This is a genomic window from Companilactobacillus paralimentarius (assembly GCF_963227125.1).
Classification (GTDB): Bacteria; Bacillota; Bacilli; order Lactobacillales; family Lactobacillaceae; genus Companilactobacillus; species Companilactobacillus paralimentarius.
The window spans coordinates 1082165-1106357 of the sequence record NZ_OY724131.1; the positions used below are offsets into that span (position 1 = coordinate 1082165).

Below are 24193 nucleotides of genomic sequence, written 5' to 3' on the forward strand. Positions count from 1 at the left end.
TACAATAAACTTGTTATTAAGAAAGACAAGGAGTGATACGATGACAAAAATCAATACTAAATCGTTTCTGTTTAAATTTGCTTTACTGTCGATATCAATGTTGCTAATGGCAGCTCCTAACATTGCTGCGGCAATACCATTGATGAGTAAAACTTTTACTGGTCAATCTGCTTCAGCCATTGAAACTATTTCGACAATTCCTAATTTAGGTATTATTGCTGGTATTTTTATCAGTAGTATTTTGGTTAATTTCTTGGGTCAAAAAAAGACTGTAATATTTGGACTTATTGTTGCGTTAATATTTGGAATAACTCCAGTATTCTCGAACAATTATTATGTAGTTATTATTTCTAGGCTGTTGCTAGGAGTCGGAATTGGGTTATTCAATTCTTTGGCAATCAGTATGATTTCTGATTTTTACGGTGGCGATGAACTCTCCACGATGATGGGCTTTCAAAGTTCGGTCAGTTCATTAGGGAGCTCAATTTTATCATTTCTAGTAGGTTATCTAATCGCCTTTGGTTGGCATGCAACTTTCATTATTTACGCAATCGCATTGCCTATCATGATTATTTTTGGAGTAGTGATTCCTAACGTTGAGAATAAATCGGTCAAGCATGAAAAGTCAGTTCACCAAAAAGTTAATTTGCCGGTTATTCTAATTTCAGTAATGACATTCTTTATTTATGCTTTTTTCATGGTAGTTACAGTGAAACTAGCCGATTTGTTGACGTATAAGAATATGGGCACAGGTAGTCAAGCAGCTACAATTCTAGGCGTCTTCACGTTAGTATCCATGGCAATCGGTTTTGTTTATGGATTCATCCATAAATTATTGAAGCAATATACTTTGGTAGTTGGGTTCTCATTAATGGCTGTTGGCTTTGCAATTTTATCCAGAGCGACAAGTATTGCTAACGTAACTATTGGAGTGGTAATTGTTGGTTTAGGCTTTGCCCTGGTGATCCCATTCATCTATACGATCATTAACACGATTGCTCCAAAAGGTTCGGAGAATTTAGCTTCTTCAGTCATGTTGATATTCACTAATGTTGGAGTTTTCATCTCACCAACCTTGATCAATTACTTGTCTGGTTTAATGGGTAGTCAACAACCAGATATGAACATGAGAGTTGCTGCATATGGATTTGGTTTCTTATTGTTGATTGCTATTTTTACACTTATTTATCAAAAGGTCGTTCAAGGAGGAAAGTATTTTGTTAGAAAAGGTTAATGTTAAAAATACAGATTATCAAATGAAGTTGGTTCCTGGAAAAGATACAGAAGGGTATCTTGATCCTAAAGCTAAAGAAGAGTTAGAGGATTCCATTAAACAAACTAATACTGGTGACTTCGGTAGTGAAGTGAACGGTAGTGTTACAGTCGAAGATATCCGTTCGTCAATGGGCTGGAAAAAAGCCAATCATACCTGTCAACAAGAATTGAGTATTACTAATACAATTTATAATGGTGTCAAGGTTCGTGTTTATCTGCAAAAATCTTTGGCTAATGAAACTTTACCAACAATTCTATTTATGCATGGTGGAGGTTTTTTCGGCGGTAGTCTGGATAATGTTGAGTATCCATGTGAAGCGTTAGCCGATTTTGGTGAAGTCCGAGTAGTTTCTGTTGATTATGGATTGGCACCAGAGCATCCATATCCTCAAGATTTAATTGATTGTTACCAAGTTCTAAATTACTTGGCAAAAAATAAGGCCGCTTTAAAAATTGGCAATATTACAGCAATGGGTGATTCAGCTGGCGGTAATTTGGCTTACACATTATCATTATTAGATCGTCAATTAGGAACAAACTATTTGAATAAGGCAGTAGCATTGTATCCTGTTACTTACCAAGGTAAAGATGCTAAGAGAAGGGCAACATTTGATACACCGGAACCATTAATTGGATGCGAAAAGGCCGAAGATATCAGAGCTTATATTAATAACTTTAATGGTAGTCAAGGGATGATCAACGATTGGTATATTCGTGATAGTGATCCAGAAAGTATGTATATTTCACCATTGAATGCACCAGAGAATTTATTGAAGAAAATGCCCCAAACTTTGTTCATGATAGGTGAGTTTGATCCTTTAAGACTCCAAGGGGAAGCCTTCTATAACAAGATGAAATTAGCTGGTGGCGACATTACTTATATCAGATATAACGGAATGACTCATGCCTTTATGGATAAAGTTGGCGATTTTGTTCAAGCTGATGACTGTTTGCATGAAGCAATTGATTTTATTTTGAAATAAGATTGGGAATATAATTACATTGTTTTTTCTATCTAAAAAATCTAGTTTAGTGATCACTTTATAATCACTAAACTAGATTTTTTGGGCTGTTCGTCAAATCAAGTTGATGGCGGTTCAAGTTAACAGTTAGACCATAAATGGTCTAGCTGTTTTTTTATTTGGCTGATGAGCTTGCTCGAAGCCAAAACATTTGAATATTTATACGTTCAGTAAAGTTGTTCCAACTACGATATCCATAGGCACTACTTTTTATCTTTTTTATTCTTCCAATGATTCCCTCTAAAAATCCGTTGGAATATTTAAGCTTCAGTGCATTTAATACTTGTTTACGATATTTTCTTAATGATGTCATTGTTTGATCCATAGCGGTATTGAGTGGATGATAATTGAGTAGTATCTGATTCATTGTATCAGTATCGCCTGTTCTAATAGCCTTTAAAATATCTTGATATACTTCGTAGGACTTGGCGAAACCTTCGTCCAAATCTAAACACTTTGTGATTAAATTTAGATCCGTTTCATAATAACCAACACTGTACTGATACTTAGGGTTTATCTTTTCGATGGAATCGAATGATTCCAAGAATTTTTTCCAATCTCTCTTCATGAACAAGTATTCTTTACTTCTTTTAGGCATTCGTTTCATTACCTGTATTCTAGTTGAATTGAGAGAACGATTCATCATCTGAACGATATGAAATCTATCAACAACGACTTTGGCCTTTGGAAACAACTTTGGTACTAAATTAATGTATCCGGCATTTAAATCCAAAGAAATAGTTTTTACCTGTCTTCTGACTTTCAAAGGAAATCGACTGAAGTATTTACTGATTTGATATGAAGTTCTTCTGGGCAAGATATCACCCGTACGATGATTATCGCTATCTAACCAAATAAAGCTCATCTTGTCAGTAGACATAAATTCATCAAATGCCAAGTGCTTAGGAAGATGTTCAGGAAGTGATTTCTTGTGCATCTTGGCTTCTTCATCGATGATACGTTGAACGGTCTTATCGGAGACGTTAAAACGTCTGCCGATATCCTTCAATGATGTATTAAAAGCAGTTTCTGATAAGATCATTTGTCTAACAGGTTGTGCGATTTGACAATATTCCCAAACATAACTAGTTTTGGCTACAAAGATAGAGTTACAAGATTTACATTTATACTTTTGACGTTTCAGACTTATATACGTTGGACGTAATGATAATGATGGAGCGACTATCATATTTTTATTAAATCCATTCTTAACTAAGTGGCCTGCAAGGCCACAGTTAAGACAACGGTCAATCTGTTTAGTTAGCATTGCAAAATAGACTAAGGACTTGATGCCATTAACTAACATAAATTTTGAGTCTTCAGTAAAGATAATATTCTCATCTTTCATTTCAAGAGCGTTTCGTATAGACTTATTACTTAGGGACATCATTCAAATTCCTTTCATTGTGAAGCTGTAGAGGGTAGAACATCTAAAGGTATGGATGGTGTCTTTTTGATGTTCTAAAATAGTTTTATTAATAAATGGTATACAAAAATAGAGTTGATGGCAAAATGCCTATCAACTCTATTTATCGTACAGCCATTTTTTGTTAAATATTAGAAACAGATCTACCGAAGAATTTTTCTTGAATTTAAGGGATCACCCGATTTTTTAGTCTGTCTCCGGATACTTGATACGATTTTTTTATTTAATGAAATCTTTACTTTGTTCATCGGATTTTAATCTATATAATTAGCTTTTTTCGATAATTCATCGTAATTTTTATTTAAATAGTCATACAATTTTACTTTTTCCAATTTTGATAATTCATTTAAATTAAAAGGATCTTCTAAGGGGATATTGTGATCTTGAAAGACTGTTTTATATTCAGAATATTTATTTATAGCAAAGTCAAAAAAGCCGTAATGGCTATCAAAGGTTTTAATATATATCAACATAGAGTAAATAGGAGTTGGGACAACTGGATTTCCCCAGTTGACATAGCCAAGGCTTCGGATGATTCCAAATTGGATATATTCTACTTTCTCAAATGGAATTGAAAATACATTCTTATTATTTGTTGCGAGATTAATATTATTTTCAACTGAACAGTCAAAGATTTTTTTTCTCCCAATATACTTCTAAATATACTTTTCGATTGAGATTCCAGTTTATTAGTATGCTTTTTTTCAATCAATGTTACTTGAATGGGTTTTTCATCAAAAATATTTCCCCCATAGTAAGGATTTTGAAGGGTAGTGAATGCTCTATCAATGCTATGCATAATTCATTTCTCCTAACCTAAAATAAATACATATTCAATATTTTATTCGATTCATCTATTATGGAATTATCAAACGTTTGATTCAAATCAAATGCACATATAGCGTCTTTGTAATCGCTTCCATAATACATCTACTGTATATTTAATCAAGAAGTGAAATAAAAAATAATATTTTACATTGTGAATTAAGATGTTTTCCCAAAAGAAGGTCATCTTTGAATTGCAAATATTAGATTAAGAACATTATCGCTCAAGGGGGGTGCTACAAATCAACAAGAATTTAAAGATATCATTAATTTCAACCGTAGTTTATGGTGACTCCAAGTTAGTTAAATTTGGCATTAAAATTAGTTTTAAGAATATTAAAATGTCAAAAAAAACAGTTGCTGAAATTTTGTTTTCAGTAACTGTTTCTTTAATTATTTTTCTTCGTAACCATTTAGATGTTTTGATTTGAAGTTCCAAGCATCACTGATAACTTTTTCAACGTCATCATACTTAGGTTGCCACTTCAAAACTGTTCTGGCCTTTGTTGAATCAGCAATCAAAGTACTTGGATCACCGGGACGTCTTGGACCAATTTTAGCAGGGATTTCCTTACCAGTAGCTTTACGAGCTGCCTCAAGAATTTCCTTGTTTGAGAATCCAGTAGATGAGCCAAGGTTAAAGACATTGCTGTCATTACCACTACGAAGATATTCCATAGCCAAACGGTGAGCTTCGGCTAAATCTTCAACGTGGACATAATCACGGACGTTAGTACCATCTTTAGTATCGTAGTCGTCACCGAAGATTGTCAATTCATCACGTTGTCCAGCAGCAACTTGCAAGACAACAGGAATCAAGTGAGTTTCAGGATTGTGATCTTCACCGATTGTGCCATCAGGCTTTGCGCCACCAACATTGAAGTATCTCAAGGCAACGAATTTAATACCATAAGCTACGTCACACCAGTGCATGATTTTTTCCATGGCTAATTTACTTTCACCATATGGATTAGTAGGTACGGTAGGGTCAGTTTCCTTAATAGGAATTTGTTTAGGTTCGCCATAAGTTGCGGCAGTTGATGAGAAGACAATGTGTTTAACGCCAAAATTATGCATTACTTGAAGTAATGAAATCATACCACTTGTATTGTTGTCGAAATACTTAAGAGGGTCCTTCATTGATTCAGGAACAACTGAAAAGGCCGCAAAGTGAATGACATCAGTAATGTCTTCATTTTGGAATAGTTTGATCAAAAATTCCTTATCGCGGACATCTCCCTGATAGAATTTAGCTTTTGAATTGATAGCTTGTTGATGACCGGTTGATAGGTTATCTGCTACAATGACGTCGTAACCAAGTTCACACAAATGGTCTACTGTATGTGAACCAATGTATCCGGCACCACCTAAAACAAGAATGCTCATAAAATTACCTCCAGATTCATTTATAATTACATTATAGCTTATTTATAAGCTTTTAAATGTTGATATTATTGAAGTTTTTAGAAAAAGATTAAAGACTTAACTTTTTTGGACAGATGTTTTAATATTAAAATTGTATTGCATATTGTAAATTTATTGGAACGGAATGAAAAAGATGAAGAAATTCTTTTCAATTTTTGGAACTATCCTTGTTTTATTGATAGCTCTAGCTTTAATTTTTAATCAACCAATTAAGGAATATGCTGTTAAGCAAATTTCTAATCGTAATTTGAGTAGTTTGACAGCTGACAAAGTCAAAGCAAATCAGAAGAAAAAGGGACAATTTGATTTTAACAAGGTGAAACCTATTTCTGCTAGTCAAGTAGCTAAAGCTGCCGTTAATAATGATGCCGCAGTAATCGGAAAAATGTCTGTTCCATCAGTCGATCTTCGTTTACCGATCGTTGTTGGTTTGAGCGATAATGCTCTATCAACTGGTGGTGGTACGATGAAAGAAAACGAGAAAATGGGCAAGAATAATTATGCTTTGGCAGGTCACTACATGACTAATAAGGGTGCGCTTTTCTCACCATTGGAAAATGCTCAAATAGGTGATTTAGCATATATTACTAATATGAAACGTGTTTACACTTATAAAATTTACTATAAGAAAATTGTTCCACCAACAGCAGTTTATTTATTAGATGATGTGAAGGGGCAAAATATTTTAACTTTGATCACATGTGCTGATGGAGGAACTAATCGTTGGGCTCTACAAGGATCACTTGTCAGAAATGAACCAGCGAATAAGGCTACTTTAGCAGTCTTTTCTTAATAGTAACTTAAAAGCTTGTGAAGGCAGAATTTACAAAATTAAATTGTAATGATGCTTTCAAGGCTTTTTTTTTACGTTCAAAAATTGCTATAATTAATTGACAGTAGGTGATGGATTGACATTAATAAATTGGGAAAAGCGTAAAAATCCCTCAAAACAAGAAATAGAAAAATTTGCGACAGATAAAAAGGTCGACAATATCGTAGCTCAGTTATTGATAGAAAGAGGTATAACTGACAATTTAGAGATTGAATCCTTTTTAAATAGCAATGTAGATGAACTACAGGATCCATTTGGTTTGCATGATATGGATAAAGCCTTGGAAATAATTGATGATGCTGTACAATCACAGAAGAAGATTGCTATTTATGGTGATTACGATGCTGATGGTGTTACAAGTACTTCAATTATGAAATTAACTTTGCAAAAATTAGGAGCTAAACCTATTTTTTACATTCCAGATCGTTTTAAAGACGGTTATGGCCCTAACTTGGATCGTTATAAAGAATTAGCCGATAAGGGAATTGATTTGTTGATCACGGTCGATAACGGTGTCAGTGGTAAAGATCAGATCAAATATTTAAAAGATCAAGGTATTCAAGTCGTTGTGACTGATCACCATGATTTGCCTAAGGAATTACCTGAAGCTGACGCAATTGTTCATCCAACTATTCCTGGTGCAGAATACGTTTGCCCATACTTATCTGGTGCAGGAGTGGCTTTTAAGATAGCTGATGCACTTCTAGGCGATGAAGCGTTGGAATTGATAGACCTAGCTGCAATTGGTACTGTAGCCGACTCAGTGGCTCTTAAGGGCGAGAATCGTGTCATTGTTTCTGAAGGTCTTAGACAGATGCGTCAGAATCATCATGTGGGCTTAAGTACCCTAATTAAAAAATGTAAAATTAAAGTTAACGATATTTCTGAAGAGGATATCGGTTTTAAAATTGCACCCCGCATCAATGCCTTAGGACGCTTGGATAATGCCTCATCTGGTGTTGAATTGTTGACAACAGGTGATGAAACTTTTGCTAAAGAGATTGTTGATGAAACTGAAGATATTAACTCTCATCGACAAGAATTAGTCAATTCAGCTTTCAACGATGCTCAGGATCAAATTGAAGCTCAAAAAGATAATGGTGTATTAATCTTGAAGGGGAATGGCTGGCATCAAGGTGTTCTAGGAATTGTAGCTAGTCGTGCCATGGACCAAGAGAATAAGCCGGTTTTGGCAACACAATTTGACGAAAATAGTGGTGTGATGAAGGGATCTGGCCGCAGTCCTGAAGGATTCAACCTGTTTACGGCCTTGGATCAATATCGAGATTTATTTACGGCCTTTGGTGGACATGCCCAAGCTTGTGGTTTCTCGATTGAAGAAAGCCAATTGGATAAATTGACTGAATTAATACAAGCTGAACCTGCCAAACAGAATTTTGATCCACATGCACCTGTAGTCAAAAAGTATGATCTTAGTCTGAAGATTGCTGATTTGAATTTCGATTTGATAAAAAAAATTAATCGTTTAGCACCATTTGGAATGGGAAATCCTAAACCAGTAATCAAATTGACTAATGTTGAGTTAGCTCAGCCTCGTTCAATCGGAAAAGATGGTACACATTTGAAAACACAGGTGGCTGATCAGAGTCATCAAGTTGATGCCATTGGATTTGGTATGTATCAGAAGTCTCAAGAAGAGGAAACTGATGTCTGCGATGTTTACGGTGAGTTAGGTATTAATGAGTGGGCTGGCCGTAAGAATCTTCAATTGATGTTGGATGATTTTCAAGTTTCACCAGCGGCTCAAAAAGTACAAGAATTGAAAAAAGTTTATCTCGATTATCGAAATAAACGTATATCAACGGAGATAATTAATCACTTCGATGATGTAGTTTTCTTTAATGAAGCGTATTATGAAGCTGCTAAACGTTCTAAATTACAAGTCAATATGGTTCGTTACGATGAAGATGTGTCTGGTGATAATGTTTTGATTTATGACCGTCCGCACAATTTGGATTTATTTAAGAAATTCATTAAAAAGAATAAGTCGCAGCACACAGCATTGTTCTTCCATACGAATCTAGCTAATGGTTATTTGAAGCCGGATATGGTGAAGATGAAAGAGTTGTTAAAATATATCTACTCTCACCAAAATATTCAGGCAAATCAGATGGATTTGGTCGCAAAATACTTAAATTTTGAAAAAAATGACGTTGATTTTTATTTAAAAGTGTTTTTTGAGTTAAATTTTGTTAAAATGGTAAATGGCTTTGTTGAAAAAGCTGATGCTTCACAACAACGCGAATTGATTGAATCTCCGACATACTTGAAGAGATTACAACGCAATGAAGTTGAAAAAATATTAATTGAATCCAACTTTGACGATCTCTTATCTTGGATGAGTGATTATGATTGCCATTGTTAGGTTGAATGGGGAATTTTAAAAATGGATATTGATTTTAAGAAATATGTTGCTAATGTTCAAGATTTTCCAGAACCTGGTGTACTATTTCGAGATATTTCACCATTAATGGCTGATGGCAAGGCATATGCTGCAGCAACCGATAAGATTGTTGAGTATGCTAAAAGTCGTGGTGCAGAAATGATTGCAGGACCGGAGGCACGTGGCTTTATCGTGGGATGTCCGGTAGCATATAACATGGGTATTGGCTTTGCTCCTGCTCGTAAGAAGGGAAAATTGCCTCGAGAGACTGTTTCAGTCACATATGATCTTGAATACGGTCAAGGCTCATTGTACATGCAAAAAGATGCTATTAAACCAGGACAAAAAGTTTTAGTTGTTGACGATTTAATGGCGACTGGTGGCACATTAGCTGCTACAATTAAGTTAATTGAAAAATTGGGCGGTATCGTAGTTGGAACAGCTTTCTTAATTGAGTTAACTGATTTGCACGGACGTGATAAAATAAAAGGGTATGATATGTTTACTCTTATGCAATACTAGTAAAAGGGGCCTAAAGGCCTTTATTATGGAGAGTTGGCAGAGTGGTAATGCATCGGACTCGAAATCCGACGAACCTGTTTTATAGCAGGCGCGCAGGTTCAAATCCTGTACTCTCCTTTTTTAGAATAAAAGAGAACAAAAGTTCTCAAAAACAGTTAGAGGAACACCGAATTAACGGTGTTCCTCTTTTTTTGCTTTATAAAAAATGTAAGAGAATTTAAATGTTATTTGCGCAGAATTTTGCGCAGCGGAAGATTCATTGTCCCATTTTGCGCAGGAAAAAATCATCAAAAAAGGTGTGCGCAAAATATTGCATTAATACTAATCATTATTATTAGTTTCTTCAATGCCGTTAAATAATTTTCTAAGATCACTACTTTGCTCAAGCGATGTTGAATCGAACATATGAGTGTAATATTTTAATGTAGTAGCGGTTGTTTTATGACCAACACGTCTTGATACATATTTAAGATTAAAGCCTTGATCAAGTAGGTAGGATATGTGAGTATGTCTAATTCCATGGAAATTAATTATTTTGCTTGCACCGATTTCATTTAGCAATTTCTTTAATTGCTGATTGACTGATTGAGAAGTAGGAGTTTCTTTACGTCTGCTTCTAAAAACATAATTGTAAGGATCAGTGTAATTAATTCTATTGAAGTATTCTTCCTGACCAATTTTGAGCTTTTTAAGTACATTAATGCAGTCACTACTAACATCAACATACCTAACACCAGCAGGTGTCTTGGTAGTTTTTTGATTACGAGTATCATTTTCGATGGCCTTATTGACACGAATTACTTTTTTATTAAAATTGATATCATTCCAAGTAAGCCCCGCGCATTCCTCGTATCTCATTCCTGTTTGTGTTACTAAATATACTTCAGCTGATGATATATCATTAATAGAAGTATGCATTTTAGCAACTTCAATCAGTTTTATGTAATCATCAGGTTCAAGAAATTTTTCATCAGGGCTTTTTGATTCCTTACCGGCAACAATGGTTGTATTTCTAGTGAAGTCTGTATAGATTAATTGCTCAGCTATTGCATCTTCACACATTGATCTAAAAAAACTGTTGTATTTGCTAACGGTTACTTTTGTGCGAGTTTTGCCAAACTCATTTAAAAAATGCTGATAGTCTGCTTTAGTAACATCAACTAGTCTCATGTTTGGAAAGTACTTCTTGATTACATCTATCGCAAAATAGTATCTATTAACCGTAGAATGTGATTTACCCTTAATGCGATATAATTCTACCCATTCTTTAAAATAATCAGAGAAAAGCATATCTTGCTTTGCAAGGTTAGCATGATTTGATTTTTGTAATTCAATTTTCCTAGCGGCTTCCTCACATTCTGTTTTCCTGACGAACCCGCCCTTTGTTTTATTTCTATATTTGCCAGTAGTAGGATCTTTATAGGAAACACGATATTCCCATTTTCCATTGCGTTTATGAATTGTTGCCATAATTACAATTTCCTTTCTTTCGTAAACTTGTTTTATAAGATTTGTCTTGTTTTGAGTATTTTTTATAGTTCTATTGACGAATATGAAGAAAATGTCAATTTATGGGGCACATATGTTCTTTTGGCGATAAAAATAAAAGGCCAAATATGGGCCAATTATTATTAACAATTAGTTATTAAATTTTATTTATTTAAAAATGTTTAAATTATCATTTGACTTGAAATCCATAATGCCATATCATGAATCTTGTCAATGAGATATTCCTATCCTTAAGCGGGTACGAGAAATATTTCATTTCAAGAAAGAGCATTCATTTCCTATCCTTAAGTGGGTACGAGAGATGAATGCTTATTTTTCTTTTTTGAATTTCAATATATCCCAAGCTACAAATAATTTTCTATACGCACTTTTCTCATTACCATTCTTTTGAGATCTTTCCTTATACATTTCAATAAAGTTAGGAAGTGCTTTTGTTTTAACGTAATTATCAAAATCCTTGAAGTCAAATGAATCACAATTATAAACCAGAACACCCAGTTCCTTGGATAATTTCATATGTTTTTTGAGTATGGAGTTAAAATCTGTACTTTTTATTTTATGTGATTTGTTCAAACTAAATTTCAACTTATCTAAATCAAAATCATACTTAAGGCGTTGTTTTATTCTATCCTTTTCAAAATCCTCTAAGTTAGCTTTATCTAAATCACAATTGTAAAAATGATGTAGAAGGGGATATCTTCCTCGATCCCTTGCTATAAACCTTAGGGCATTTTCAGGAAGAATATCAAATTTTTCGAGAATATAATCTCTTATATAGTCGGTCGGAGTTGGGGTTATATAAATGTTTTTATCATTACCCAAAGCAGCTACTATTGGTCGGTTCATATCGATATCATCAATAACATTATCCATATCGGATGGTGTTATTAGAACTGCATCTAATGCGCCGGTGGTTCCTCTTGTTACAATCAATTTTTTTATAGCAGTATTGAATTTCATGATTTCATGAGGAGATAATCCTTCATTTATCTTTCCAATCATCTCATAAATTTTTTCAAAGTTGTCCGTTTCAATAGAGGCATATTTAATACCATTAGTACTATTCTGCATGACTTCGCTCAGATTATGAATATTGCTAGAGTATTGAATCACTGTAATTCGCTTATAATCATTTTCAACATGTGTCTGAGAAGAAAATGAAGATAGTAAGGCTGTAACATTTCTATCTGTTAATGAATATCCTAAAAATAATATGGGGGCATCAATCATTGAGGCAATAATCTTGGCATTGATTAAGATTGAGTTTTTGTCATATTGTGCATAATCACTTGAATTAAGAACAATTGAATTGGTATCGGTAACACTACCGTGAATTTTGAAAAGATCTGCCCATCCTGTTGTATCTTCAAAGAATCCCTGCTGACCTATATAAATATTTGGCTTTTCAGGGAGCATATCTTCAATGAAGGTATCGTAGTTTGTTGTAATTATCATTTTGGCTTTTGCTAAAAATGATTTAAATAATTTAAATTCTCTATTATCATCTTTAAGGTATACATCTTTAATTTCATAGTTTTTGAATCTTTGAGCCACAGCATATTTGAATGGTGAAAGATTCTTTTCATAAACTTCTTTAGAGCTTAGACCTTTGAGAGGGATTTCTTGATCAAAATATAATTTGTTATATCTTTTTTCGATTTCAGTTGCCACTCTCGTGTTAACCGCAAAGTTAAGATCATCGGCATCGCTGAAGCTGTCTTTTAAATTATTTCTTAAGGAACCCAAATATTTGTAGAAATCATCCGAACTTACTTGCTTCCAGAATTCTTCTAGCAATTCCATCCATGAAGGAAAGTTTTTTAAGTATCGTTTTGAGATTCCTGATCCGATAAAAACAATGGGATAAATGTTATTTTTTTCTATATCCTTAAGACTCATATAAAATCATCTCCTTCAGTCATGCTACGGCACGGCTTTTTATATATTCAAAATTATTGACCTGAATAATCGGGACCAATGTAGTTACCGTTCTCATCGATATACCCTTGTTCCATACCTGTTTGAAGCTGTTGTTCACCAAATGTTTTCATATCATCTGGCGTACTTTGAAGTGCTTGCAATGTTGACATTCCGTGTTGTTCTTTGTATAAAGCAGGCGAGACACCATATTTATTAACGAATCCTGTCAAAGTATTTTCATCATAAGAAATACCACTAGATTGTTGCTGTGTATTTTGAGCTGGTTGTTGCTGTGTATTTTGATCGTTTTGAGATGTTTGTTGTTGATTTGTGCCTGAAGCCTGTTGAGATTGATTAGAAGTCTGATTTTGAGCTTGTTGATTGGTGTTATTTTGTTGAGCGTCATTCTGATCAGTTGCTTGCTGATTATTGTTACTATCCTTTTTTTGATCAGATTTCTTAGGGGACTTCTTCTTAGCTGAAGAAGCCTTTTTCTTTTTGTCAGTTTTCTTCTTAGAAACTAGGGTAGTCTTATCCTTTTTTTCAGCAGAAGAACTGGCTGACTTGTTATTTGAACATGCTGTTAGCGAAAGGGTAGTAGCAATTAATAGAGCAGATGTGATAATACGTTTCATCTTGATATCCCCCATATCGTGAATAATAGATTCCAGAATTACTGTTAATTATTTTTGTGTTATATAAATTAATAAAATATAAACCCTAATGTTCCAAAGCCAATGATTGATTATATTCAACTGCTTCTGGAATCTCATTAAAGTCAACCGTCAAATCCTTATATTCTTCTAAGACTTTTTCAATTTCATCAATTGATACGTGAAAATATTCTTTTCTATTATTAACTTTGTTGATACGTTTATCATTAAAACGTTGGTGTAATTCGGCTTCTAGTGAATATGCATCATATGAGAATATAAATGCATGAACATCAAATTTGAATGGAACAGATGCGGATCCTAATTCATCAATCCGTTCTTGAGGATCAAGTCTCCTTGTAACGCCAATTTTTACTACATCTGGTCCAAAAGAGCCGATATTTGAAATTATATAGACATAACCAGCCGTGGCATTTTCTTGTCGATAATCCAAATCATTTTTCTCTGCTTCACCTTTAGAGATATTTTGATTTAGTTCATCAATGCTTTGCTGAACGTCGTCACGTTCTTTTCCCTCTAAAGTCGATAATTTAGCAGTAAGTTCTACGAGTGCTTTTTTATAATGATCAAGTTCTTTATTTAATTTCTTTTGAGCGTCTTGGATTTGCTTTTGTGCTTTTTTATCTTCTCGTTCACGTTCACGCTGTTCACGTAATTCTTCTTTTTCCTCTTGTTTCTTTTCAGAGTATTCATATGCTAGATGTAGTTCATCTATCTTGCTGTCCAAGTATTCAGGCGCAATAGAAATTCCATTCGGATCATTTAGTTTATTCAATTGGTCGTAGGATTTATGTATACGTTTCTCTATACGATCTATATTAGAATAAGTTATTTTGTTGATTGCAGCTTCGCATTCACCATTAAAGGCTCTAATCAGTTGTTTTCCGTTTTTCTTTTGCATTGAGCGGCCTTTTGCTTCTGAGTTGTTTAAGGTCATTGGGGTGAAAATAGAGTATGCTTCAAAGCTACGAATCATTCTTTTTTGTGTTTGACGGACCTCATCAAGACGAGCCTTATATCCAAGAGAATTTGCAAAATCATAACGTGGTTTATAGAGTCCGTACGACTGCATGTTCAATTTATCTTCAGTGTCATCCAATTCCTTTTTCAGTGATGATATTTGTGAAGTTAAATTCGAAATTTCATTACGTAAATTGGACTCTTCGGTGGTTAATTTAGACAATGTGCTTTCATGTGTTTTCACTATGTTACTAAGTTCAGATTTTTTTGAGCTTAATTCATCTTGTTTCTTTTTAATTAGTTCATTTAATTCAGCCGGTTTCATTTGACTAGCAGTTAATTTTAAATTGGCCTGTTGAGTAAGTTCATTGTTCCTATTTGTGAGTTCGGCGTTTTCATTTTTAAGTGTTTCTATAGTTTCTTTGTACTGTTGTGTTTTGAATAAGTCAGAAAGTGACATCATTTTACCCCTTACAAAATAGTTTTTTTGTCCTCATATCTTGAATGTATTTTAAATCCCCAAAATTTGTTTTTTTTGGAACTGTCTAAAATAAAAAGCCGTTGCCGGCCATTTATTAATTTAAATTTAAAGTTATGTCGTAATCATGTTGAGCATTTTCATCTTCATAATTGTCTGTATCATAGTAAGCATCAAATTTAAGACGTAATGTCTTCATATCACTAATCTTACTTAGCTTTTCAATAGGGAAGAGGATATCACCTTGTTTTGTAACACCTTTGGAGATTTCTCCCGCCCAATTTTCTTTGTACCCTTTAACGGTATCAAGAACAGCATCTACTTGTTGTCCGTCGTTTGTTACTAAGGTACCTTGATCAGGATAAGTCGTAATGTCTCTGTTAGCTGCGACACTCATATGAATGATAATATAGCCCTCAGCTTTAGTATTTGAGTCATCATCTGAAGTGTATGGATTCAATTTAAAGATAGATACCTTTGAGACTTTAATGTTGGCTGGTTGCCAAGAATTATCATTAAATGAAACGTCATAAGATTTTTGATCTAAAATCTTGTGATTATCGTAATTGATATCCAAGGTATCTTTATTTGAAGATGATTTTGTACCTTTTTCTGTTTGTGTTGTAGTGTGTCCAGATGCCTTATTAGAAGTATCGTCATCAGATGAACTTCCGCCGCCACCAATCATTCCAAAAATAATAACAACTAAGACAACGACAATTAACCAAAACCACCAAATTTTATAGAATGGTTTACCTTTGTTCATATTAATTTACCGCCTTAGCATTTTTTGATGGGTGATGTAGGAATTCGAATACAGTTCCAACGATTAATACAACCATAGCAGGGAATGCCATAGCACCTGACAAGAAGAATAGAGCGTTACCAATAATTCCTAGAACAGGTCCAACAATTGAAATATTGTGTTGTTTACTTTGAATTAGAGCAATAACATTAATAATTAAACCGATTGCGGCCATAACATAGAAGAACGTTCCTGCACCGTTTGTCATACTTGTACCATCAAATGCATCACTTGCAGCCGTACTAAAAATAACAGGCCATGAGACAGCAAATAAAATACAGTTAATAATATCCAGAATCCCAGTCCAGATATTTATTTTTAGATTTTTCATAATAAAAAAATCCCCCCTAAATTTCAGCTTTTAGTGTCGTCAGTATTTGGACATATATTTATTAATTTAAAACAGAATTGATTTCTTGAATAACAACATCTTCAAGATGATACGGAATACTAAAAGTATCCATGAATCGATGGACATTTATGTCTTCTTTATTTTTGTCCTCTAAATACATTGGTAACAACAAAGAAATAGCATACTCGTTGGCTTCTAACTCCATGCCATACTTATATGGAGTAAAATAGAGGATTTTAGTTGATTGTTGACCGGATAAAATATGTCCCAATTCATGAGCCAGTTGAAATGGGATTTCCGATTTGTTATGCCATCTTGAGTTCATGGCTATACATCTGGCTTCTATATCAGTCGCAGGTGGTGTATATGGATCTAAAGTATCAAAAAAGACTACGGATATATTATTATCAAGAGCAATGTTCATCAAATAAGGCTTAATTTCATTATTTGTCATTTTTTCCACCCCTAAAAAATCTTCTTATTATTTCAAGATCTTCAGGTGGAATAGGTTTCCCTTCATATGACATAACAATGTCATCATCAGCAAGGTCCACGTGCTTCTTTTTTGATTTTACTTGTGAGTTTTTATTAGCACTTAAAACATCCAATGAGACATCTAAAGCAGCCGCAATGTCTTTCATAACTAAAGAATCGGGCGTGCTATAGCCGCGTTCATAATTAGAAATCACTTGTGGAGTTTTATGAATAAGATTGCTTAACTCCTTTTGAGTAAGATGTTTTTTCTTTCTATACTCTTTAATTCGTTCTCCAATTGTAGCCATGTCTATCAACTCCTAATAGTCTTTAATATATCATTAGTAACGAAATTAGTTATAAAACTAACGAAAAAATTGAAAAAAGGCTTTACATTAACGGAATACGTTAGTATAATGTATTTATCAACTAAAGGAGATGATAAATTGAATTTGCAGAACAACGTCAAAAAAATAAGACAAGCAAAAGGAGTAAAACAAAAATCCGTTGCTGAGTTTTTAAACATAAGTCAAATGAGATATTCCAGGATAGAAAACACTAATAAGTCAATTGATCCGATTATGCTAGAAAAAATAGCAAAATTTTTAGATGTAGATGTGTCTATTTTTTTTGATGATAAACTAACGGAATCCGTTATTAGTAAATATTTATTATCAACATCTTAATAGTACACAAACGCCGATTCACACATCCATGTCTAATCGTTAACACAAGTTTACAAAAATACAGCCTGTCAAAAATATCTAACTTTGACAGTTTAAGGAGGTGAGATTTATGAAAAGTTTAATAAAAAAAAGCCACCTAATTAAAGGTGGCAAGATTGTTACTTATAAAACAGATCAATACGAATTAACTCAATTATTGCTGGGACGATATGGAGAAATTCGAATCACTTCTGTTCGGGGAATAGCGGTTCATACATACTCTCGTTGTCTGATATGTTCTGCAATTTTAGATTGGTATAAACGTAGGTTGATTTTAAAGCGCCTGAATCTTCGTGCTCCATCTCGGTATAAACAATGAAGCCATTTTGATATATGAGTATGCTCTTATCCCAACCAGCATGAAAGTCTTCTGCTTTTTGAATAACTATTTCCGTGGCAGTACTAGCATTAGGACCACCGTTTATGATCATATTACTATGAGAAAAATCATATCTATACTTCAGATTTAATTTTTAAGATTATTTATTGGTTGTATATAAGCCATAAATTTCACCACCTTTCTTATTCAAATTATAGACGTTATGCCTGAATGTGAAAGGTCCTTAAAGGAGATGATAAGTAGTGGGAGACATAAACATTGTTAAGGAAGTTTTAGATATGCAAGATCGTCAAAACTTCAATGATACCGATTTGGCTGCAATAGCAGGAACGTCAAAAACAACTGTTGGTAAATGGTTTAAGGGTACCCCAATCAAAGATGAATATTTGGTTAATTTATCAAATGAAATCGATGATACAAGGTTCTCGTTAGCAGTTAACTGTTATCTATTCAACTTGCCACCGGTTCTACTAAATATTTCTAATGATTATAACCAAGAAACATCATCACTACTGATAGGTACACAGATTGAAGATTTAAATAGTGATAGTGCAATTGAAAATGCATTAAAGGAAATAAGTAAAAGCAATCCTGATGAGAGTGTAATAAGGTTTGGGATATTCAAAATGATCAGAACAAGCTCGATTATGCAAGCATGTGCGACAGCAATGTCACATAGGTACCACATATCGCTTAAACAAGCTGCATTAGGTGGAAGAGGGTGAATTGAATGCAGGAACCAGCAGTTGAACCATTTCAGGGAATTCCTGAGCGTGATGGATATGTTCTTACATGGATCCGTAAAGATAAGTTGAACGAGTTAACGAATGCATCACTTAATGAAGGCTTGGAATTACTTCCATGGGCATGCAAAATTGCCGGATGTTCAGCTCCTACATTGAAGAAAAAACTATTTAGGTATCGTGATGTATTGGATATGGATAATGGTGGGTGCGTTCGATTTTCAACTGGTTCTGGTAGTCCTTGGAAGTTTCAAGCAAAAGAGTTTAGAGATTTTGTTTTAAAGCACAAAAGAGAGTTTATGAAATCGGAGGAAATTTAAATGTTTGATCCAGAGGAATACAAGAAACAAAGAAAACTAGCTAGAACATCTTTTAAGGTTGAGCAAGTTCCAGAAAAGACATTACTACTAATTAAGCAAGGATTTTCAACGATGGAAGAATCATTTGAAACGGAAATTCCTGAAGAAATTTTGTGGGAGTGGTCGGAAGCAGGATTAAAAGCAGAGCTTAAGCGCGCCGAACTGGAAAGATATACATACCATTTCACATTTTAAGGAGGTGTAAATAATGGGATTATTGATCGTTACTTTAGGAACCGGCTATGTTTTCGGTTATGCAGCATCAAAGGAGCACGGCTTTATGAACCTATTCGACTTCGATAAAAATACGATTCAAAGCGTACAAAAGTTTTGGAAGAAATTAGATGATTGGTTCTTTGGCCCAGACGTTCCAAAAAAGATTGAGACGTACACAGACAGAACACCGGAAGCCATAAAAAAAGACTCACTATCCACAAAATAGCGAGTCCGGCGTTTAAATAAAAATTTTATATGAAAATTATAGCACGAAAAGGGGCTTTAAACATGCATGATTCAAATTATGACGCTAAATTAGCCGACGAAGACTCTGTTAATGCTGAAAAGTCACGCTATGAACGTGAACAAGAAGAATGGCTAATTAAAGAAGATTTATCGGAGGAATAATAAAATGACAACTCAAAATAACAATCAGGTTGAAACAAAAGAAATGGAAGTAACTTATAAGGTTAATGGTGAGCCGATAAGGTTGACGGCTAACATGGTTCAAAGCTTTCTAGCAAATGGAAACTCAAGAATTACTCAACAAGAAACAATGATGTTTCTATCTCTTTGCAAGTATCAAAAGCTAAATCCATTCACTAAAGAAGCGTACATTATCAAGTTTGGTAATAGCCCAGCTCAAATTATCGTATCAAAAGAAGCATTTATGAAGCGTGCAGAGGCAAATCCAAATTTCGATGGGTTTAAGGCCGGATGTATTGCCACAAATGTAGATGATATTGATCCACGATACACACAAGGCGCTTTTATCCTACCTGATGAGACTTTAGTAGGTGGATGGGCAGAAGTGTATCGCAAGGATAGAAAAATACCTACAAGAATTGAAATTTCACTTAAAGAATTTAACAAAGGTCAATCAACTTGGAAAACAATGCCAGCAACAATGATCCGTAAAACAGCAATTGTTAATGCTTTGCGTGAGGCATTCCCTAATGACTTAGGAGCAATGCAAACCGAAGACGATAAAAAGGTAGAAGATGAAACACCCAAGTCCGTTAATCAAGTACCTCAACAACCTACACCAGCTACAAATATCAACGAGTTAACGGGCAGTAAGCAGGAAGCTCAAGAGCCAGTTAAGGAACCTGCTAAAGAGCCAGCAAAGAAAACCGCTAAAGTTAAGAAGTCCATCAAAGATGTGACTCCTAAATCTCAACCGATTCCACAAGATGAATTACCTAAAACAAGCAAAAGGATGAGTGCTGATGAGGCTAAGAAGGCTTATGAGGAAATCAAGAATGGGGGTATAGACGACGATGCTGAAACAGATAAGCAACCAGAACAAACAGAGGCAGACGGACAAACAGACCTATTTGACGGAGAGTAATTACTACGATACTGAAACGGACAAAGTATTTCAATCACCAACGTTTTTCAAAAAATTTATAGCTTGCGAAGCTGAAACGATGGCAGAAATTAATGGGACTTGGAAGCCTGACTTTCATGAGGCTTTATTGATGGGTAACTACTTGCATAGTTACTTTGAGAGTCCTGAAGCACATCAGAAGTTCATTGAAGAAAATAAATGGGAAATTTTTGGCAAAAAGAGAGCTACTAAAGCGGACAAAGCAGCCGGTTTAGATGTAAATGGTCAAGTTTTAACCAACAAAATGCTTGTTGCTTATACGCAAGCTGATGAAATGATTCGGACACTTGATACAGACGAGAACTTTAAAGATTTATACCAAGGAACCAAAGAAACAATCGTAACAGGTCAAATTGATGGTGTTCCTTGGAAAGGTAAAATTGATTGTTTGAACCTAGATAGAGGCTACTTCATTGATTTAAAGACTACTCAAGACATTCATAAGAGATATTGGAATGCTAAAGATCGTGAGTGGGAGTCATTCATAGCACATTGGAATTATCAACTTCAAATGTATGTATATCAACAGCTTATCTATCAAACGTTCGGAGTCATGTGTGAGCCTTATATCGTGGCCGTATCAAAAGAAAAGATACCAGGTAAAGCTATCGTATCAATTTCAGAATATCGAATGATTGAAGCCGAAAACCAATTATATGAATTACAAGATCATATTGAAAAAGTTAAAAAGGGTCTGGTTGAGCCTAAGCGTTGTGGATTCTGTGACTACTGTAAATCAACCGCAAAACTATCCAATATCGTGGATATGGACGATTTAATAAGTTAGGAGGTGACTTTATGAATTACCTAAAACAGTTACAGGCGTTTAGAGATTATCAAATGTTTGAAACCGAGTTATCCAGTGGACAAATTGCTTTATACTACGCACTTTTGCAGATAAACAATAAATGTTCATGGATAGAATGGTTTACTGCTGCTAATCAAACGCTTGAAACACTTTCGGGATTGAGCCGGTCAGGTATCAATAAGAACAGGAATGTTCTTAAACAACTTGGGCTAGTCGATTTTGAGAGTAATGGCAATCGCAAAGCCACGTCTTATAAGATATGTGTACTTTATAACGAAGATAGTACACATAACAGTGAACATAGGAGTACACATAACAGTGAACATAACAGTGAACATAGGAGTACACATAACAGTAGCACATTAATTAAACAAGACAGAAACATAAACAAAACTAATAAAGATAGTCACAACTCAAAACACGACAAGCGTGTTTATGAGTCTGATGACATTAATTTCAAACTAGCTCAATTGCTATTATCAAAGATTGAGGAACAAAACCCAGACCACAAGAAGCCTGATCTACAGAAATGGGCTAATGATATTCGATTAATGCACGAGCAGGATAAACGTTCATATGACAAGATTCAAAAAATGATTGATTGGTCTCAAAACAATGACTTTTGGTCTGGCAATGTGCTTTCTGCCGCTAAATTACGTAAACAGTATGACACGATGGCGGCACAAGCTAATAACGAGGCTAAGGGTAAAACTACAGGCTATCGCAAAAAGTCCGGACGTATTGAGACGGCGACCGATTGGAACAAAGTTAAAGCCAAAGAAACGCCATCGAATGATCTACAAGAAAGACTAGCAAAAATTAGAGGTACTGAAGATGTTGCAAACTAAAGAACCACTCAGGTTATTACCTGAACAAAAGACTTTCCTGCTTCCATGTGGCCATTACAAAGTTGATAGTGTTGAGAAGGCAACGGAAACAATGATTAAAGGCAGTGATGCCATGGGTCAAGTGTATAAAGAAACCTTTGAAACGTTAGTAAATATAACCAAACAAGATAATGACAATCCACATTATCAAGGTGACCTGGAACTAAATCAAAATTTGATAAAACTAGCAAGGTTAGCGGACTGGTGTCAAAAGAGATTTGATCAGAAAACTATTGCTGCTAATCCCAATATTCTCAAGTTAGGGAGTGAATGAAATGAGAGCAATTATAGTAATAGCAATAATTTACTTCTTAGTGAAGACATTTAAATTCGTGGAGGATAAATAAATGGATCAATTAATAAAAGTAGACGTTAAAAATAACCAGCAAGTTTTGAGCGCTAGAGATTTATATAACGGTTTGGAAATTGCTCAACGTTTTAGCCGCTGGGTACTAAATAATTTTGAAATGTTTGAAGAAGGTATTGATTATGTGCCCTGTACATCAAGTACACAGCTAAATCAATATGGTGGAACTAAAGAAATAAATGATTATACGATCACAATAGGCATGGCTAAGGAATTAGCAATGATGGTCAGAAATGACAATGGTAAAAGATACCGTAAGTATTTCTTGAAGCTTGAAGAAAAATGGAATGATCCTCAAGAAGTAGTTAAACGAGGTTATGAAATTCTTCAAGATGAAAATATTCAATTGAAATTGGAAAATAAAAAACTCAAACCTAAAGCCACATACTTTGATCAAATCATGGCTAGTAAATCATTGATGATTACTACAACGATCGCAAAAGACTATGGAATGAGTGCCAAAGCATTTAACGATCTACTTAAAAAACTCAAAATTCAATACAAATTGGGTGGCATCTGGTATTTATATTCTAAATATCAAGATAACGGCTGGGTTAGCTCATCAACGCGAATGATTGATGGCAAGCCACGTACCTTAACCAAATGGACACAAAAAGGTCGTGTAGGACTATACAACCTATTAAAAGCCCACGATATTGTTCCTATGATTGAAAAGCTAGATATTACTACTGTAACTATTGGAGGGCAACAATGATTAATAGAACTGTTTTAGTAGGACGACTAACACGTGATCCAGAATTGAAACGTACAGCTAATGGTGCAGCAGTTGCCAGTTTTACATTGGCTGTAAACAGACAATTTACTAATTCTCAAGGGGAACGTGAAGCCGACTTTATTAATTGCGTTATTTGGAGAAAGGCAGCAGAAAACTTTACCAAATTAGTTCATAAAGGTTATCTTGTTGGAATTGATGGACGTATTCAAACACGTAACTATGAGAATAAGCAAGGCAACAGGGTTTATGTAACAGAAGTTGTCGTGGATAACTTCTCGCTGCTTGAAAGCAGAAATACTAATTCAAGCAATAATGCTCATGATAATTCAAATAATCAATCTAACAATTCAAACGATAATATGAGCGATCCGTTTGCTGACAACAGTAAACCAATCGACATATCAGATGATTCATTGCCATTTTAATATAGATGGAAGCAATTATTATTCGAATTTGGGGACAAAATAATGAATTATGAAAAGATCTATAAGTCGTACGTAAGAACGAGATTCAGCGATGAGTGTCATAACATCATACGAGCAATCATGTATATCCAAAAGAACTTCTGCGATATGCCAAGAGAATTTCAGAATGCTGACAGAGAGCTTAGTGATGAGGCTAAAAACAAAATAATTCAATCAATTCTGTGGGAGGACGAAATTGCTAACGAATTTAAAATGTGCCGTGTATGAAATGCGTTGCAATAAGTATTCATGTGT

General features: G+C 34.4%; 28 protein-coding genes and 1 tRNA gene. 18 read left to right on the plus strand and 11 right to left on the minus strand.

What is annotated here, in order from left to right; all coding sequences use genetic code 11:
* Nucleotides 1–40 precede the first annotated feature (40 nt).
* Nucleotides 41–1234 (plus strand): MFS transporter, encoded by a 1194-nt coding sequence (locus ACI6PB_RS05095; protein ID WP_404327832.1) that lies wholly within the window; start codon nucleotides 41–43, stop codon nucleotides 1232–1234.
* Entirely contained in the window at nucleotides 1218–2258 is a 1041-nt protein-coding gene (locus ACI6PB_RS05100) for an alpha/beta hydrolase (protein ID WP_309511008.1), read from the plus strand. The genes ACI6PB_RS05095 and ACI6PB_RS05100 overlap by 17 nt, the downstream gene beginning before the upstream one ends.
* Nucleotides 2259–2412: 154 nt before the next feature.
* On the opposite strand, the gene ACI6PB_RS05105 is transcribed toward ACI6PB_RS05100, so the two are convergent.
* From ACI6PB_RS05105 to galE, 3 genes are all read right to left on the minus strand, one after another.
* Nucleotides 2413–3645 carry an ISL3 family transposase gene (locus tag ACI6PB_RS05105; protein ID WP_227005137.1) on the minus strand — a complete coding sequence of 411 codons (1233 nt, stop codon included), beginning with the start codon at nucleotides 3643–3645 and terminating at the stop codon, nucleotides 2413–2415.
* 631 nt (nucleotides 3646–4276) lie between these two features.
* Complete coding sequence (locus ACI6PB_RS05110) at nucleotides 4277–4522, minus strand: hypothetical protein (protein ID WP_404327833.1); 246 nt, start codon at nucleotides 4520–4522, stop codon at nucleotides 4277–4279.
* A gap of 419 nt (nucleotides 4523–4941) precedes the next feature.
* Nucleotides 4942–5934, minus strand: a complete 993-nt coding sequence (gene galE, locus ACI6PB_RS05115) for a UDP-glucose 4-epimerase GalE (protein WP_025085746.1) — start codon at nucleotides 5932–5934, stop codon at nucleotides 4942–4944.
* Between the two features lie 172 nt (nucleotides 5935–6106).
* Between galE and ACI6PB_RS05120 the strand changes: the two genes are divergently transcribed.
* From ACI6PB_RS05120 to ACI6PB_RS05135, 4 genes are all read left to right on the plus strand, one after another.
* Nucleotides 6107–6766: a class A sortase gene (locus ACI6PB_RS05120; protein WP_404327962.1), complete on the plus strand. Its 660-nt coding sequence runs from the start codon at nucleotides 6107–6109 to the stop codon at nucleotides 6764–6766.
* A 115-nt stretch (nucleotides 6767–6881) separates the two neighbouring features.
* Nucleotides 6882–9191: a single-stranded-DNA-specific exonuclease RecJ gene (gene recJ / locus ACI6PB_RS05125; protein WP_404351119.1), complete on the plus strand. Its 2310-nt coding sequence runs from the start codon at nucleotides 6882–6884 to the stop codon at nucleotides 9189–9191.
* A 21-nt stretch (nucleotides 9192–9212) separates the two neighbouring features.
* The gene (locus ACI6PB_RS05130) at nucleotides 9213–9731 is read left to right on the plus strand and encodes an adenine phosphoribosyltransferase (RefSeq protein ID WP_025085743.1); all 519 of its coding nucleotides are present in this window, start codon (nucleotides 9213–9215) and stop codon (nucleotides 9729–9731) included.
* A 27-nt stretch (nucleotides 9732–9758) separates the two neighbouring features.
* Nucleotides 9759–9848: transfer RNA gene (locus ACI6PB_RS05135), tRNA-Ser, on the plus strand.
* Between the two features lie 204 nt (nucleotides 9849–10052).
* On the opposite strand, the gene ACI6PB_RS05140 is transcribed toward ACI6PB_RS05135, so the two are convergent.
* The 8 genes from ACI6PB_RS05140 to ACI6PB_RS05175 all read right to left on the minus strand — a co-directional run bounded on the left by ACI6PB_RS05140 (nucleotide 10053) and on the right by ACI6PB_RS05175 (nucleotide 17211).
* Nucleotides 10053–11201, minus strand: a complete 1149-nt coding sequence (locus tag ACI6PB_RS05140) for a tyrosine-type recombinase/integrase (protein ID WP_404327991.1) — start codon at nucleotides 11199–11201, stop codon at nucleotides 10053–10055.
* A 348-nt stretch (nucleotides 11202–11549) separates the two neighbouring features.
* Nucleotides 11550–13139 (minus strand): SIR2 family protein, encoded by a 1590-nt coding sequence (locus tag ACI6PB_RS05145; protein WP_404327990.1) that lies wholly within the window; start codon nucleotides 13137–13139, stop codon nucleotides 11550–11552.
* Nucleotides 13140–13192: 53 nt separating this feature from the next.
* A complete protein-coding gene (locus ACI6PB_RS05150) occupies nucleotides 13193–13795 on the minus strand; it encodes a hypothetical protein (RefSeq protein WP_404327989.1) in 603 nt (200 codons plus the stop codon).
* An 85-nt stretch (nucleotides 13796–13880) separates the two neighbouring features.
* Nucleotides 13881–15254, minus strand: coding sequence for a DUF4041 domain-containing protein (locus ACI6PB_RS05155; RefSeq protein WP_025084974.1), 1374 nt, complete (start codon nucleotides 15252–15254; stop codon nucleotides 13881–13883).
* Between the two features lie 115 nt (nucleotides 15255–15369).
* Nucleotides 15370–16038 (minus strand): hypothetical protein, encoded by a 669-nt coding sequence (locus ACI6PB_RS05160; protein WP_404327841.1) that lies wholly within the window; start codon nucleotides 16036–16038, stop codon nucleotides 15370–15372.
* Between the two features lies 1 nt (nucleotide 16039).
* Complete coding sequence (locus tag ACI6PB_RS05165) at nucleotides 16040–16408, minus strand: transporter (RefSeq protein ID WP_404327988.1); 369 nt, start codon at nucleotides 16406–16408, stop codon at nucleotides 16040–16042.
* A 61-nt stretch (nucleotides 16409–16469) separates the two neighbouring features.
* Nucleotides 16470–16883 carry an ImmA/IrrE family metallo-endopeptidase gene (locus ACI6PB_RS05170; protein WP_404327843.1) on the minus strand — a complete coding sequence of 138 codons (414 nt, stop codon included), beginning with the start codon at nucleotides 16881–16883 and terminating at the stop codon, nucleotides 16470–16472.
* Nucleotides 16873–17211, minus strand: coding sequence for a helix-turn-helix domain-containing protein (locus tag ACI6PB_RS05175; protein ID WP_404327844.1), 339 nt, complete (start codon nucleotides 17209–17211; stop codon nucleotides 16873–16875). Before ACI6PB_RS05175 ends, ACI6PB_RS05170 begins: the two co-directional genes overlap by 11 nt.
* A gap of 138 nt (nucleotides 17212–17349) precedes the next feature.
* On the opposite strand from ACI6PB_RS05175, the gene ACI6PB_RS05180 reads away from it, so the two are divergent.
* The 12 genes from ACI6PB_RS05180 to ssb all read left to right on the plus strand — a co-directional run bounded on the left by ACI6PB_RS05180 (nucleotide 17350) and on the right by ssb (nucleotide 23899).
* The gene (locus ACI6PB_RS05180) at nucleotides 17350–17589 is read left to right on the plus strand and encodes a helix-turn-helix domain-containing protein (RefSeq protein WP_164509361.1); all 240 of its coding nucleotides are present in this window, start codon (nucleotides 17350–17352) and stop codon (nucleotides 17587–17589) included.
* 109 nt (nucleotides 17590–17698) lie between these two features.
* Complete coding sequence (locus ACI6PB_RS05185; RefSeq protein WP_404327987.1) at nucleotides 17699–17947, plus strand: hypothetical protein; 249 nt, start codon at nucleotides 17699–17701, stop codon at nucleotides 17945–17947.
* A 263-nt stretch (nucleotides 17948–18210) separates the two neighbouring features.
* Nucleotides 18211–18693, plus strand: a complete 483-nt coding sequence (locus tag ACI6PB_RS05190; RefSeq protein WP_404327986.1) for a hypothetical protein — start codon at nucleotides 18211–18213, stop codon at nucleotides 18691–18693.
* Between the two features lie 5 nt (nucleotides 18694–18698).
* Nucleotides 18699–19031, plus strand: coding sequence for a DUF771 domain-containing protein (locus ACI6PB_RS05195; protein WP_404327849.1), 333 nt, complete (start codon nucleotides 18699–18701; stop codon nucleotides 19029–19031).
* Nucleotides 19032–19265 (plus strand): hypothetical protein, encoded by a 234-nt coding sequence (locus ACI6PB_RS05200; protein ID WP_404327850.1) that lies wholly within the window; start codon nucleotides 19032–19034, stop codon nucleotides 19263–19265.
* Nucleotides 19266–19278: 13 nt separating this feature from the next.
* Entirely contained in the window at nucleotides 19279–19512 is a 234-nt protein-coding gene (locus ACI6PB_RS05205) for a hypothetical protein (RefSeq protein WP_404327985.1), read from the plus strand.
* Nucleotides 19513–19698: 186 nt separating this feature from the next.
* A complete protein-coding gene (gene bet / locus ACI6PB_RS05210; RefSeq protein ID WP_404328022.1) occupies nucleotides 19699–20637 on the plus strand; it encodes a phage recombination protein Bet in 939 nt (312 codons plus the stop codon).
* Nucleotides 20567–21463: a PD-(D/E)XK nuclease-like domain-containing protein gene (locus ACI6PB_RS05215; protein ID WP_404328020.1), complete on the plus strand. Its 897-nt coding sequence runs from the start codon at nucleotides 20567–20569 to the stop codon at nucleotides 21461–21463. The genes bet and ACI6PB_RS05215 overlap by 71 nt, the downstream gene beginning before the upstream one ends.
* Before the next feature lie 11 nt (nucleotides 21464–21474).
* Nucleotides 21475–22332, plus strand: coding sequence for a DNA replication protein DnaD (locus ACI6PB_RS05220; RefSeq protein ID WP_404328019.1), 858 nt, complete (start codon nucleotides 21475–21477; stop codon nucleotides 22330–22332).
* Nucleotides 22319–22645 carry a hypothetical protein gene (locus tag ACI6PB_RS05225; RefSeq protein ID WP_404328018.1) on the plus strand — a complete coding sequence of 109 codons (327 nt, stop codon included), beginning with the start codon at nucleotides 22319–22321 and terminating at the stop codon, nucleotides 22643–22645. The genes ACI6PB_RS05220 and ACI6PB_RS05225 overlap by 14 nt, the downstream gene beginning before the upstream one ends.
* A gap of 73 nt (nucleotides 22646–22718) precedes the next feature.
* On the plus strand, nucleotides 22719–23453 hold the full coding sequence (locus ACI6PB_RS05230) for a phage antirepressor KilAC domain-containing protein (RefSeq protein ID WP_404328017.1): 735 nt from the start codon (nucleotides 22719–22721) through the stop codon (nucleotides 23451–23453).
* A complete protein-coding gene (ssb, locus tag ACI6PB_RS05235; protein WP_404327856.1) occupies nucleotides 23450–23899 on the plus strand; it encodes a single-stranded DNA-binding protein in 450 nt (149 codons plus the stop codon). Before ACI6PB_RS05230 ends, ssb begins: the two co-directional genes overlap by 4 nt.
* The last annotated feature ends 294 nt before the right edge of the window (nucleotides 23900–24193 follow it).

What these genes read in the sequence shown, in the direction of transcription:
- ACI6PB_RS05095 (WP_404327832.1), top strand. Translation starts at nt 41, where the DNA reads ATGACAAAAATCAATACTAAATCGTTTCTGTTTAAATTTGCTTTACTG.
- ACI6PB_RS05105 (WP_227005137.1), bottom strand. Translation starts at nt 3,645, where the DNA reads ATGAAAGATGAGAATATTATCTTTACTGAAGACTCAAAATTTATGTTA.
- ACI6PB_RS05110 (WP_404327833.1), bottom strand. Translation starts at nt 4,522, where the DNA reads ATGCATAGCATTGATAGAGCATTCACTACCCTTCAAAATCCTTACTAT.
- galE (WP_025085746.1), bottom strand. Translation starts at nt 5,934, where the DNA reads ATGAGCATTCTTGTTTTAGGTGGTGCCGGATACATTGGTTCACATACA.
- ACI6PB_RS05120 (WP_404327962.1), top strand. Translation starts at nt 6,107, where the DNA reads ATGAAGAAATTCTTTTCAATTTTTGGAACTATCCTTGTTTTATTGATA.
- ACI6PB_RS05130 (WP_025085743.1), top strand. Translation starts at nt 9,213, where the DNA reads ATGGATATTGATTTTAAGAAATATGTTGCTAATGTTCAAGATTTTCCA.
- ACI6PB_RS05140 (WP_404327991.1), bottom strand. Translation starts at nt 11,201, where the DNA reads ATGGCAACAATTCATAAACGCAATGGAAAATGGGAATATCGTGTTTCC.
- ACI6PB_RS05145 (WP_404327990.1), bottom strand. Translation starts at nt 13,139, where the DNA reads ATGAGTCTTAAGGATATAGAAAAAAATAACATTTATCCCATTGTTTTT.
- ACI6PB_RS05150 (WP_404327989.1), bottom strand. Translation starts at nt 13,795, where the DNA reads ATGAAACGTATTATCACATCTGCTCTATTAATTGCTACTACCCTTTCG.
- ACI6PB_RS05155 (WP_025084974.1), bottom strand. Translation starts at nt 15,254, where the DNA reads ATGTCACTTTCTGACTTATTCAAAACACAACAGTACAAAGAAACTATA.
- ACI6PB_RS05160 (WP_404327841.1), bottom strand. Translation starts at nt 16,038, where the DNA reads ATGAACAAAGGTAAACCATTCTATAAAATTTGGTGGTTTTGGTTAATT.
- ACI6PB_RS05165 (WP_404327988.1), bottom strand. Translation starts at nt 16,408, where the DNA reads ATGAAAAATCTAAAAATAAATATCTGGACTGGGATTCTGGATATTATT.
- ACI6PB_RS05170 (WP_404327843.1), bottom strand. Translation starts at nt 16,883, where the DNA reads ATGACAAATAATGAAATTAAGCCTTATTTGATGAACATTGCTCTTGAT.
- ACI6PB_RS05175 (WP_404327844.1), bottom strand. Translation starts at nt 17,211, where the DNA reads ATGGCTACAATTGGAGAACGAATTAAAGAGTATAGAAAGAAAAAACAT.
- ACI6PB_RS05185 (WP_404327987.1), top strand. Translation starts at nt 17,699, where the DNA reads ATGAAAAGTTTAATAAAAAAAAGCCACCTAATTAAAGGTGGCAAGATT.
- ACI6PB_RS05195 (WP_404327849.1), top strand. Translation starts at nt 18,699, where the DNA reads ATGCAGGAACCAGCAGTTGAACCATTTCAGGGAATTCCTGAGCGTGAT.
- ACI6PB_RS05200 (WP_404327850.1), top strand. Translation starts at nt 19,032, where the DNA reads ATGTTTGATCCAGAGGAATACAAGAAACAAAGAAAACTAGCTAGAACA.
- ACI6PB_RS05205 (WP_404327985.1), top strand. Translation starts at nt 19,279, where the DNA reads ATGGGATTATTGATCGTTACTTTAGGAACCGGCTATGTTTTCGGTTAT.
- bet (WP_404328022.1), top strand. Translation starts at nt 19,699, where the DNA reads ATGACAACTCAAAATAACAATCAGGTTGAAACAAAAGAAATGGAAGTA.
- ACI6PB_RS05215 (WP_404328020.1), top strand. Translation starts at nt 20,567, where the DNA reads ATGCTGAAACAGATAAGCAACCAGAACAAACAGAGGCAGACGGACAAA.
- ACI6PB_RS05220 (WP_404328019.1), top strand. Translation starts at nt 21,475, where the DNA reads ATGAATTACCTAAAACAGTTACAGGCGTTTAGAGATTATCAAATGTTT.
- ACI6PB_RS05225 (WP_404328018.1), top strand. Translation starts at nt 22,319, where the DNA reads ATGTTGCAAACTAAAGAACCACTCAGGTTATTACCTGAACAAAAGACT.
- ACI6PB_RS05230 (WP_404328017.1), top strand. Translation starts at nt 22,719, where the DNA reads ATGGATCAATTAATAAAAGTAGACGTTAAAAATAACCAGCAAGTTTTG.
- ssb (WP_404327856.1), top strand. Translation starts at nt 23,450, where the DNA reads ATGATTAATAGAACTGTTTTAGTAGGACGACTAACACGTGATCCAGAA.